9 protein-coding genes are annotated in these 12,223 nt (G+C 37.4%); all 9 read right to left on the minus strand.

Features of this window, described 5'->3' with window-relative positions; translation table 11 throughout:
* A partial coding sequence (locus RT405_RS02855; RefSeq protein ID WP_313467388.1) for a tRNA guanosine(34) transglycosylase Tgt occupies positions 1-495 on the minus strand: 495 nt, incomplete at its 3' end.
* A 517-nt stretch (positions 496-1,012) separates the two neighbouring features.
* Positions 1,013-2,044 (minus strand): tRNA preQ1(34) S-adenosylmethionine ribosyltransferase-isomerase QueA, encoded by a 1,032-nt coding sequence (queA, locus tag RT405_RS02860; RefSeq protein ID WP_313467390.1) that lies wholly within the window; start codon positions 2,042-2,044, stop codon positions 1,013-1,015.
* A 13-nt stretch (positions 2,045-2,057) separates the two neighbouring features.
* A complete protein-coding gene (ruvB, locus tag RT405_RS02865; protein ID WP_313467392.1) occupies positions 2,058-3,068 on the minus strand; it encodes a Holliday junction branch migration DNA helicase RuvB in 1,011 nt (336 codons plus the stop codon).
* A 30-nt stretch (positions 3,069-3,098) separates the two neighbouring features.
* On the minus strand, positions 3,099-3,713 hold the full coding sequence (gene ruvA, locus RT405_RS02870; RefSeq protein WP_313467394.1) for a Holliday junction branch migration protein RuvA: 615 nt from the start codon (positions 3,711-3,713) through the stop codon (positions 3,099-3,101).
* A 209-nt stretch (positions 3,714-3,922) separates the two neighbouring features.
* Complete coding sequence (gene msrB, locus RT405_RS02875; protein WP_313467396.1) at positions 3,923-4,360, minus strand: peptide-methionine (R)-S-oxide reductase MsrB; 438 nt, start codon at positions 4,358-4,360, stop codon at positions 3,923-3,925.
* Between the two features lie 183 nt (positions 4,361-4,543).
* The gene (gene mutL / locus RT405_RS02880; protein WP_313467398.1) at positions 4,544-6,508 is read right to left on the minus strand and encodes a DNA mismatch repair endonuclease MutL; all 1,965 of its coding nucleotides are present in this window, start codon (positions 6,506-6,508) and stop codon (positions 4,544-4,546) included.
* Between the two features lie 42 nt (positions 6,509-6,550).
* Positions 6,551-9,172, minus strand: coding sequence for a DNA mismatch repair protein MutS (gene mutS, locus RT405_RS02885; RefSeq protein WP_313467400.1), 2,622 nt, complete (start codon positions 9,170-9,172; stop codon positions 6,551-6,553).
* A 56-nt stretch (positions 9,173-9,228) separates the two neighbouring features.
* Positions 9,229-10,032 (minus strand): TIGR00282 family metallophosphoesterase, encoded by an 804-nt coding sequence (locus RT405_RS02890; RefSeq protein WP_313467402.1) that lies wholly within the window; start codon positions 10,030-10,032, stop codon positions 9,229-9,231.
* A gap of 125 nt (positions 10,033-10,157) precedes the next feature.
* Positions 10,158-11,717 (minus strand): ribonuclease Y, encoded by a 1,560-nt coding sequence (gene rny / locus RT405_RS02895; protein ID WP_313467404.1) that lies wholly within the window; start codon positions 11,715-11,717, stop codon positions 10,158-10,160.
* Positions 11,718-12,223 lie beyond the last annotated feature (506 nt).

The raw sequence follows: 12,223 nt of genomic DNA on the forward strand, positions 1-12,223 counted from the left end.
AGATTTTTTAACGTAATCAAAGCTTTCATCAAAAGGTGCACATTCATCAAAGCTCATCATGATATCAGGTCCTAATTTGTTTTGAATCGATATGGCTTTTTCGGGTGAAAGAAACATTTTTGAACCATTTAAGTGATTTCTGAAATGAACCCCTTTTTCTTCAATTTGGCGTAAATTACTGAGAGAAAAAACTTGAAACCCGCCAGAGTCTGTTAAGATCCCTTTATCCCAGTTCATAAATTTATGCAGCCCGCCAGCTTCCTCAACGATGTCTTCTCCTGGTCTTAACCATAAATGATAGGTGTTACTTAAAATGATATTCGCACCCATGGATTCAAGCTCTTCGGGCGCAATACTTTTAACGGTTGCTAGCGTACCGACTGGCATGAACATAGGTGTCGGAAAAGTTCCATGAGGAGTAATTATTTCTCCCAAACGAGCTCCTGTATGTTTTTCTTTTTTTATTAAGCGGTATTTGATTGCCGGTTCTGACATGATAATTTTCCTACTTTCATTTAACTTTACGAGAGAATTTTAATTTTATACTTCACAGATTATACTGATTTTTTTTATTTTGGCAACTTGAGTCAAAACAATAAGCATATTGTTTGTAAGCGATACCTTTCTATGCTATATTATGAGTGTAAAGAGAGATGCACGTATGAGTGAACGATAGAATTTCTTAGTTGTTTAGTTTCAAAGAAACAATAAACACAACATCCTGTTTTGAATTACCAGTTTCACCATTCATTAAGTAACACAGTGTAAAGTGAGCAAAATCATGGAAAAGCCTATTGTTAGGATGATGAGCTAAAGCTTAAATGAACGTACGAATAAAGTAGAATGAACCGCATGTCGTTTTTAAAGAGATTCAGTAACCATTATTTACCTTTAATCAATAAACAGTTCACTCATACCTCTCTTAAAACAAAAGAGAAGTTGGCATCTAGTTAGCCGGCTTCTCTTTTTATTGTCCAAACAGTCCTTTTTAAAGAGAGTTCATAGTTCATTTTTATTTTACAAACATAGCATCGCCAAAACTAAAGAACCGATAGTTTTCTTTTACTGCATGCGCATAAGCAGCTAAAACTTGATCTTTTCCTGCAAAAGCACTGACTAACATAACTAACGTTGATTTAGGCAAATGAAAATTAGTTGTAAAAGCATCTATCACTTTAAATTGGTACCCCGGTGAGATGAAAATACTGGTCCACCCGCTGTCTGCCTTAATTTCACCATCAAATTTGGTTCCAATGGTTTCGAGCGTGCGAATAGAAGTTGTTCCTACTGCTACAATTTTTCCGCCTGCAGCCTTTACATCATTTAATTCAGCTGCGGCTTCTTTTGTCAGCCGATAAAATTCTGAATGCATTTCGTGATTTTCAATATTTTCGACACTCACAGGGCGAAAAGTCCCAAGTCCCACATGTAGAGTCAAGAAAACCAAACGAACTCCTTTGGCTTTGATCTGTTCCAGTAATTCTTCTGTAAAGTGAAGGCCAGCCGTCGGAGCTGCAGCAGAACCGTTTTCTTTTGCATAAACCGTCTGATAACGATTTTTATCTTCTAAACGTTCTTTAATATAAGGCGGTAAAGGCATTTCGCCTAAAGATTCTAAAACTTCTAAAAAAATACCTTCATAAGAAAACTCAATGATCCTTCCTCCATGATCTAATTCCTCTTTTACAATTGCTTTCAAACGACCATCGCCAAAGTGGATTTCAGTTCCCACTTTGGCACGTTTAGCAGGCTTAACCAATGTTTCCCATTGGTCCTCAGTTGTGTTTTTCAATAATAATACTTCTATGTGTCCACCCGTTTCCGGCTTCGTGCCATAAAGACGAGCTGGTAAAACACGTGTATCATTCATCACTAATGCATCTCCGGCTTCCAATTCATCTAAAATAGCCGGAAAATGTTTATCTTCAATATTTCCTGTTTCTTTATCCAAAACTAGTAACTTTGAACTGGAGCGGTTTTCTAATGGAGTTTGGGCAATCAACTCCTCCGGTAATTCAAAATCAAAATCATTTGTTGATAACATAACTAAACGCTCCTTATTGATTATTAATAGGGTAACCTAAATGTTCGAAACCTAACTGTGTAACAATTCTACCACGTGGCGTTCGCTGAATAAAGCCCATTTGCAATAAGTAAGGTTCGACCATGTCTTCAATTGTCTCAATTTCTTCTCCAATGTTTGCAGCTATCGTTGACAAGCCTACCGGTCCCCCATTATAAACTTCAATCATTGTTCGGACTAACTTTTGATCGACAAAATCCAAGCCTCTTTGATCAACTCGCAACATCGTTAAAGCAGCATCCGCTACTTTTTTATCAACGACTCCATTCGATTGAACTTGAGCATAGTCTCTCACTCGTTTCAACAGACGATTAGCTACCCTTGGTGTTCCTCTTGAACGTCTGGCAATTTCTAAAGCACCATTATCATGGATTTCTGTTTGAAAAATTTCAGCAGACCGAATCACAATATCACTTAAATCAGTAACGGTGTAATACTCCATATGAGAAACAATACCAAAACGATCACGCAAAGGGGCTGATAACATACCAGCACGCGTAGTTGCGCCTACTAGAGTAAAGGGCGGCAAAGGGAAATGGACAGGATGAGCTGTCGGTCCTTGTCCCACAATGATATCCACAAAATAATCTTCCATAGCCGAATACAACATTTCCTCTACCATGCGGGGCATTCTATGGATTTCATCAATAAAAAGGATATCTCCGGCTTCTAATTCATTTAAAAGTGCAACTAAATCACCAGCTTTTTCAATAGCTGGACCACTTGTAGTTCGAATATTCACACCCATTTCATTAGCAATGACCATCGCCATTGTTGTTTTCCCCAGTCCAGGCGGTCCATATAATAAAACGTGGTCCAATGCCTCTTCTCTACTTTTAGCAGCCGTAATGTAAATGCCTAATTCCAATTTTAATTTTGTTTGTCCTATATACTGGCTTAATAATTGAGGTCTCAGCGACTTTTCAATAGACATTTCCTCTAAACTATCACTTTCCCCTGAAATAATCCGTTCTTCAGCAGTCAACCTTATTCACCTCTTTTATGAATGAGTCATTTATTTTTTCATCAATAAGCGTAATGCTTCTCTTAAATATGCATCTGTTGTTTCTTTGTTCAGCTTCCGAATATCCGGTTCAATTTTTTTGATTTCCCTTGCGCTATACCCAAGAGCCGCTAAAGCTTCTATAGCTTCATTGACTGGCCCATGATTCGTAGATAAGGGCAATTCTTGTTGGACGGATCCTTCAGCAGAAGTACTTACGACTTCTAATTCATCCAACTTCCCTTTCAAATCTAAAATGATTTGAGAGGCGGTTTTTTTCCCGACTCCTGGAAATTTAGTTAAGTAAGAAACATCTTCACTTTCAATCGCTTGAATCAACCCGGCATGATCATCATTTGCTAAAATGGCTAATCCGCTTTTTGGGCCGATACCTGAAACACTGATTAATTTTAAATAAAGTTGTTTTTCATTATAATCTTTAAAGCCATACAAAGTAATCGCATCTTCCCGAACAGCTTGATGAACATAGATTGTTACTTCTTTATTCAATTTATTAGAAAAGCGGAAAGGGTTGGCCATATACAATAGATAGCCGATGCTGTTTGCTTCAATTACTACATAAGCAGGACCGACAAAAGTAACCGTTCCTTTGATATATTCATACATATTTTATGCTCCATTCGTTCTTTTAACTAAAGTTGCTGAACAGCACACTTGTTCCCTAATGTATTTTAACATATCTGACTGTTTAAAAGGAAGTCCTGAAAGAATTCGTTCATTTTCTTTTATAGCCACTTTTTTGGCTATTCCAAATAAAAACACCCTCTACTCGCTTTAACGAGAGAGGATGTAGAAAGTAAACTGCTTTTTAACGATTAGTCGAATAACTTAAGGTAAGTGCCATATCCTTCTTCTTCCAGTTTTTCTTTTGGAACGAAACGTAGAGCAGCTGAATTGATACAATAACGCAATCCGCCAGCTTCTGAAGGGCCATCGTTGAAAACATGGCCTAAATGAGAATCTGCATTTTGACTGCGTACTTCTGTCCGGATCATTCCAAACTTACGATCTTTTTTTTCAATAATTTCTTTGGAATCAATCGGTTTTGTAAAAGAGGGCCAGCCACACCCAGCATCATACTTATCTGTCGAAGAAAATAGCGGCTCTCCGCTGACTACATCTACAAAAATACCGTCATCATAAAAAGCATCATATTCTCCAGTAAATGGCTGCTCGGTTGCTTCGTTTTGCGTGACTTCATATTGAATAGGGGTTAATTTCTGTTTCAATTCTTCTTTTTTTAGTTTTTCCATTTTAATTCTCCTATCTTTTTTGGAAACTCATAAAAATAGTAACGTATGGGCCAAGTTTTTCTTTATCATTCTACTTGTCTGCAAGCAATTCAACAAATCCATTCTTATTTTATGCCTAACTTTAGTTTAGTCCATTTAATTACGGGTTTCAACTTATTCGTTTTGACGTACCGCTTTCTTCGCTCAATGAGGGTCTTGGATACGTTTAAACATTCTTTCCATATCTTTATTCGTAAATTGAATCAATACGGGACGGCCATGCGGACAATTATAAGGATTTTCAGTTTTTGCCAAATCTGCTAGCAACATACGAGCTTCTGCATCATTTAAATGATGGTTTGCTTTAATCGAACCTTTGCAGCTCATCATGATAGCTGTCGCTTCGCGAAATTTAGCTACGCTGACTTTACCTTGTTCTAATAATAAATCGATCATCTCTTTAACAATTTGTTCTTCTTCACCATGGTTAAACCAAACTGGATGGCTTCTCAGCAGAAAACTATTTTGTCCAAAAGGTTCTAAAAAAATACCGATCTCTTCTAAGGCTTGTTGATTTTCTTTGATTTTTATCGCATCGTTATTGGGATAATCTAACAGGATCGGTACCAATAATTCTTGCCGGTCTGTGCTGACTTCACCAATTTTTTTACGGAAGTATTCGTATTTTATTCGCTCTTGTGCAGCATGCTGGTCCAGAATATATAACCCGTCTTCATGTTGAGCAAATAAATATGTGCCATGCATCTGCCCAATGTAATCCAATAACGGAAGATGACCTTTTGATAGATCGGCTTGTTTTTCTGTTGCCAGCATCTTTTCGGCCATCTGCAAATAAGGAGCTTGGTGGTCAAAAACAGGACTATTTTCCAGTCTATTTTCTGTATTAACAGAACTTTCAAATGCTGTTTTATTAAGCATAGGTTCTCTTTTTTCAAAATTGGGTTTCAGCTGTTCACTATCCTTTTCTGCTTGTTCTTGGAAAGGAGCAGATAAACTATTTACTGGTTTTGAAAAATAGTGATGATGTAAAGGAGTACTTGGTTCTTTTACTTCCTCCACAGCTGCTGGTCTCGAAAAATCTAATTGTGTTTGTTCTAGTTGCTCTACAGATTGCTTTGTTTTGTTCTTGAAATTAAGATTTCCCAAAGCTTCAGGAATCAATTGTTCCTTGCTTAGACAGTCATTGATCGCTGTTTCTATCAATTCCATTAACTCTTTTTCTTTACTGATGCGGACTTCTTGCTTCGTAGGATGGACATTGACGTCCATCAACAAAGGATCAGCTGTGATCTCAATAACTGCAAGAGGGAAACGACCGACCATCAGTTTCGAACGGTAACCAGCAATAATGGCTTTATTGAGCAAATAATTTTTAATGTAGCGACCATTGATGATAATAGAAATATAATTTCGGTTCGCTCTTGTCACTTCCGGTAAAGAAATAAAACCAGAAATTCTAAAATCTAAATCTTCTTTTTCAATTTTCCGCATTTTTTTGGCTGTTGCTACGCCATAAATACCGGCTAAGGTTTGTTTTAAGTCACCATTTCCAGCAGTGCGCAACAATTGGTTGCCATCATGGACTAATCGAAAAGCTACATTTGGATGACTGATGGCCATCCGGTTAACAATATCAGATACATTTGAAAGTTCCGTTTGAATCGTTTTAACGTATTTTAGACGAGCAGGCGTATTGAAAAACAAATTTTCAACCGTCAATGTCGTTCCCTTTCTTGCTTGGCTTGGCCGTTCTTCTATCACCTGACCGCCTTTTAAATAAACGAACGTCCCTTTTTGATCGCCTGTAGAAGTTTCTAAAGTAATTTCTGAAACAGAGGCGATACTCGGCAAAGCTTCTCCTCGAAAACCTAAAGTTCGGATTCGAAATAAATCATCTCGCGAATAAATTTTACTAGTCGCATGCCGTTTAAAAGCATTCAATACTTCTGCTGGATCAATTCCTTCTCCGTTATCGATGATTTTGATTTTTTTAAGTCCAGCTTCTTCAATCAAAATTTCGATTTGCGTGCTTCCAGCATCAAGAGCATTTTCAACCAATTCTTTTACAACAGAAGCTGGACGCTCAATTACTTCTCCAGCTGCAATTTGGTTAGCTAGTATTTCCGAAAGTTCCTGAATTCTCGCCATTTCTCTACCCCTTTCTACTCTACGTTAGTTATTTTTATTATTTTATTTCAATTGTTGCTGAAGCTCATGTAATACATTTAAAGCTTCTAAGGGACTCATAGTCAGTAAATTTAATTCATTTAATGCCTTTAGGATAGAAGATTCATTTTCATCTACCATTCCAAATAAAGACAACTGTCCTGCCGCTTCTTCTGCAACAGCCGTTTCTTTTTCTGCCAGTCTTTTTTTATTGGTTTGAAACTCTTCTGTTTGAACTGTTGTTTCTAAAACAATTTCTTCTTTTTGTTCCAAGCGATCTAAAATAACCGCTGCTCTAGATAGCAAATCATTTGGCAATCCTGCTAATTTTGCTACATGGATCCCATAACTTTTATCAGCTGGTCCTGGCAACATTTTGTGTAAAAAAATCAATTCTCCGTTTTCTTCAATAGCTCCTACATGTGTATTAACTAATCCTGTTAATTCTTCATCAAGCACTGTTAATTCATGGTAATGAGTAGAAAACAAAGTTTTGGCGTGGACATGGTCATGAATGTATTCAATAATAGCTTCAGCTAAAGCCATGCCGTCAAAAGTAGCTGTTCCACGGCCAATTTCATCAAATAGTATTAAACTATGAGGAGTCGCATGTCGTAAAGCTTGATTTGCCTCCATCATTTCTACCATAAACGTACTTTGTCCAGAGATTAAATCATCTGCAGCACCTATACGAGTGAATATTTGATCGAAAATAGGCAATTTGGCAGAGTCGGCCGGTACAAAGCAACCCATTTGAGCCATAATAACCGTTAAAGCCAACTGGCGCATATAGGTGCTTTTACCGGACATATTCGGACCAGTAATCAGCATAATTTCTGTTTTCTCATCCATTTCAACGCTATTCGGTACATAAGTTTGTTGTCCCAGTACTTTTTCAACTACTGGATGCCGTCCGTCTATCAAGGTGAGTTCTTGACTGCCGTATGCTAATTCAGGACGCACATAATGGTATTTCTCACTCACTGTCGCAAAACTTTGCAGCACGTCAATTGTGGCTACTGTTTTGGCTAACAACTGTACCCGTTCAATGTATTGCTTAACGGTTTCTCTAACCTCAGTGAATAAAGAGTACTCTAATGCCAAGGACTTTTCTTCTGCTTCTAAGATAAGCGTTTCTTTTTCTTTTAGCTCTGGCGTAATAAAGCGTTCAGCATTAGCCAAAGTTTGTTTGCGTTCATATAGGCCTTCTGGCAAATTAGCCAGATTTGATTTCGTGATTTCAATATAATAGCCGAATACACGATTATACCCAATTTTTAATGTCTTGATTCCTGTTTTTTCCCGTTCTTGAGCTTCTAGCTGAGTAATCCAACGTTTGCCGTTACGCATGGCATCACGATACTGATCCAATTGTCTATCAAATCCATCTTTGATAACATTGCCTTCTTTCAATGATAAGGGCGTATTTTCATCGACCGCCTGCTCAATTAAGTCGACGACTTCTGGTACAGTATCTAAATGAGATAACAGTTCATCCCATTCCCCTTTATTCATTAAGGCAATCCTATCTTTCAATACAGGGATTTGAGATAAGGATGTTTTTAATTGAATCAAATCACGGCCATTTACATTTCCAAAGGCTACTCTTCCAGCTAAACGTTCTAAATCATACACACGAGTCAGTGCTTCGTTTAAATCGATTCGTTCAAAAAAATGATTGATTAAACTTTCTACGACAGCTTGGCGTGCATCAATCATTGCTTCTTGGATCAAAGGACGATCAATCCACTGTTTCAATAAGCGGCCGCCCATTGCTGTTTTGGTTTCATCCAACAACCAAAGCAAGGTGCCTTTTTTTTGTCCTGTCCGAATAGAAGACACTAATTCTAAATTGTGCTTAGAATAATGATCCATTTTTAAATAATTAGCAGGAGTATAAACTTCAGCTTTTTGTAAATGGGCTAAACTTCTTTTTTGCGTCATAGTTAAATACAACAATAGAATTTTTAAAGCTGAAAGAATCTCCGTATTTTCTACGTCACTGGATAAATAAGCAAATTCAGCAATTTCTTCTCCAGCTTTTTGAGTAGAAACCATAACCCCCAGTTTTGTTTGCAGATCTGATTGTAATTCAAGGTGTTTTGCTTCTTCGAATACGACTTCTTTTGTTTTTAAACTACTCAGTTCATTGATGACCTCTTCTACTGAAGATAATTGAGCAGCTTTTAATTCTCCAGTACTTAAATCCGCATAAGCCAAATTAAAGCGCTGCTCGCCAGTTATAGAAAGAGCGGCTAAATAGTTATTGGATTTTGCATCAATATTTTTAGACTCTATCGCTGTTCCAGGTGTAATCAATTGAACAACTTCTCGCTTGACCATCCCCTTAGCGGTCTTCGGATCTTCTACTTGTTCGCATATTGCGACTTTGTAGCCTTTTTCAATCAAAATATCGATATAGCCTTTTGCTGCGTGATAAGGCACACCGCACATCGGGATCGGATTTTCTGCATTCCGATTCCGGCTGGTCAATGTAACTTCTAATAATTGTGAAGCTTTGATTGCATCCTCATTGAACAACTCATAAAAATCGCCCAAACGATAAAATAAAAAAGCATCTGGGTATTGTTCTTTAATTCCTAAATATTGCACCATCATTGGGGTAGGTTGAGTTTTTTGCGTCATATAGATCCCCTTCTTTATGTTTCTTGATTCGAAATGAATTTATCTTCCTCACTTGTTTAAAAGCTGCTCCCAAAAGGACGGTCATCGTTAATCACGATATTCTCAATTTTTTTTGCAGCTCCTGTTGCATCATCAATTTCAATGAAACAGCCGGATAATATTTTCCGTCCTTCTTTTGGCACTTCAAATCGTGTAGGCATTTGGGTCAAGAAGCGATTTATAACAGCTTCTCGTTTCATTCCTAAAATTTCATCATAAGGACCTGTCATACCAGCATCAGTCAAATAAGCTGTTCCGGCAGGTAATATACGCGCATCGTTAGTTTGTACATGTGTATGAGTCCCAACGACTGCGGACACACGCCCATCAAGATACCAGCCCATCGCTTGTTTTTCACTCGTCGTTTCAGCATGGAAATCAACAAAAACTAAAGGAGTTCGTTGACTGACCTCTTCAAGTAACTCATCTGCTTTTCTAAAAGGATCGTCAACATCCGACATAAATGTCCGGCCATGTAAATTGATAACTGCCAGTTCCAATTGATTGACTTTAATAAATGCCAATCCCTTGCCAGGAGTACCTTCCGGATAATTAGCTGGTCGAATCATCTTTTTGGCGTCTCCAATAAACTCAAAAATTTCACGATTATCCCATGTGTGATTTCCCATCGTTACCACATCTACACCATCTTGCAAAAAGGATTTATAAATTTTTTCTGTAATGCCGCGCCCTGCTGCTGCATTTTCACCATTTAAGATCGTTACTTGCGGTTTATATTTTTGTTTTAATTTTTGCAAATGATCATGGACCATTTCTCTTCCCATTGATCCAACGACATCTCCGATAAATAATAATTTCATTTTTTGTTGCCTCTTCTCTAAATAATTGCTTTCACTATATTTTAACAATAAACGGGTATAAAGAAAAGCAGCGTAAAAAAATACGGAACAAATGGTCATCATTTGCTCCGCTTTTTTACTTCAAGTTATTTTGCGTATTCAATTGCACGTGTTTCACGAATAACCGTTACTTTAATATGGCCAGGATAATCTAATTCATTTTCAATTAAATTACGCACATCTCGTGCTAAAGTGACCGCTTCTAAATCATCTACTTTATCCGGTTTAACCATAATTCTGATTTCGCGTCCCGCTTGGATAGCATAGCTTTGTTCTACACCTTCAAAACTGTTGGAGATGCTTTCTAATTTTTCAAGACGATGAATATAATTTTCAAGTGATTCACTTCTTGCCCCTGGTCTTGCAGCAGACAAGGCATCAGCAGCTGCTACTAAAACAGATATGACTGATGTAGCTTCTATGTCTCCGTGATGAGAGGCAATTGCATTTATAACGGTCGCATTTTCTTTATAACGCATAGCGATTTCTGCGCCAATTTCTACATGAGAGCCTTCTACTTCATGGTCTAAAGCTTTACCAATATCATGCAGCAATCCTGCTCGTTTAGCTAATACAACATCTTCGCCTAATTCAGCAGCCAGTACTCCAGCTAATTTTGCAACTTCTATTGAATGTTGCAAAACATTTTGACCATAACTTGTTCTGAAACGTAACCGTCCCAAAATTTTAATGATATCTGGGTGAATCGAATGGACTCCTACTTCAAAGGTTGCTTGTTCACCTATTTCGCGTATTCGTTCGTCCATTTCTTTACGTGATTTTTCAACCATTTCTTCAATACGAGCAGGATGAATTCGCCCATCTTGAATCAATTTTTCAAGTGTCATCCGAGCAATTTCACGACGGATAGGATCAAACCCACTTAAAATCACAGCTTCCGGTGTATCATCGATAATCAGATCAATTCCGGTCAGTGTTTCTAAAGCACGAATATTGCGGCCTTCTCTTCCAATGATCCGGCCTTTCATTTCATCATTAGGTAAAGCTACTACAGATACAGTTGATTCAGAGACTTGATCTGCTGCGCTTCTTTGAATTGCTAAAGCAATTAAATTCCGCGCACGGCGCTCCCCTTCTTCTTTAGCTTTTTCTTCTGAATGTTTAACCATTACAGCAAGCTCATGTGAAAGCTCTTCTTCTGTTTCGTGGATAATAATACTTTTCGCATCTTCACGTGAAAGTGCAGCTACATGTTCTAATTCTGCTTCTTGCTGTTCAACTAGCTTTCTTGCTTTCTTCTCTAAATCGTCCAATAATTGCTGTCTTGAACCTAATTTTTCTTCTTTTGCTTCAAGTGTCCGCTCACGTTTTTCTAAGCCGTCATTTTTACGGTCAATATTATCTTCTCGCTGTACTAACCGGTTTTCTTGTCTTAGAATCTCATTTCTTCTTTCTTTCAGCTCAGCTTCAATTTCAGTTCTATATTTGTAGTTCTCATCCCTCGCTTCTAACATCGCTTCCTTTTTCATGGTTTCTGCTTCTCTTTGCGCTTCATCCAATATTCCAGTTGCAGTGTTTCTAGCACCAGCCAATTCTTTTTCATGTTTTGATTTGCGGATGGCATATCCTACAAAAAGACCGACAATTAAAGTAACGATAGCGAAGGCTATACTGTTAAAATTCATTCTTCCACCTCCGTATCTTCTATTTAATTTGTCATTTACTATTTACCAATTATCTGGTAGAACTGTATAATTTTTTACCAATAAAAACCTACTTGTTATCTAAGATAAAGTAATAGATAACTTAATTTTAATTGTCTGTACAAGACATGTCAACTTAATAATAACTTTTGATGCTCTTTCAGCTATTTTCATTTCATAAATGGCATAGCCCGCTTCATAAAGCGCTCTTTTTATTTTTTAATTTTTTTTATTTTTTTACTAGTCTTCTGACTAGAGCCGCACTTATTCTCAATTAGCTGCAGCAAAAAGAGCCAAAACCGTTGAACTTGTTTTGGCTCTTTGACTTTTTTCATCTGTTATTTTTTAACATTTATTTATTTTTTTCAACCAACGGTATTTCAGTTTTCTTTTCTTCAGTTTTCTTCTTCTCAGAATCTTTCGGCTCTTCCACTGGTTCTCCAATACCATAGGCTGCCCGAACTTTTTTCTCGATTTCAGCTCGCATT

This window comes from Carnobacterium sp. (assembly GCF_032094055.1).
Lineage (GTDB): Bacteria > Bacillota > Bacilli > Lactobacillales > Carnobacteriaceae > Carnobacterium_A.

Excerpts from the sequence above, each read along its gene's own strand:
- rny (WP_313467404.1), bottom strand. The coding sequence starts at position 11,717 with ATGAATTTTAACAGTATAGCCTTCGCTATCGTTACTTTAATTGTCGGT.
- queA (WP_313467390.1), bottom strand. The coding sequence starts at position 2,044 with ATGTTATCAACAAATGATTTTGATTTTGAATTACCGGAGGAGTTGATT.
- msrB (WP_313467396.1), bottom strand. The coding sequence starts at position 4,360 with ATGGAAAAACTAAAAAAAGAAGAATTGAAACAGAAATTAACCCCTATT.
- ruvA (WP_313467394.1), bottom strand. The coding sequence starts at position 3,713 with ATGTATGAATATATCAAAGGAACGGTTACTTTTGTCGGTCCTGCTTAT.
- RT405_RS02890 (WP_313467402.1), bottom strand. The coding sequence starts at position 10,032 with ATGAAATTATTATTTATCGGAGATGTCGTTGGATCAATGGGAAGAGAA.
- mutL (WP_313467398.1), bottom strand. The coding sequence starts at position 6,508 with ATGGCGAGAATTCAGGAACTTTCGGAAATACTAGCTAACCAAATTGCA.
- mutS (WP_313467400.1), bottom strand. The coding sequence starts at position 9,172 with ATGACGCAAAAAACTCAACCTACCCCAATGATGGTGCAATATTTAGGA.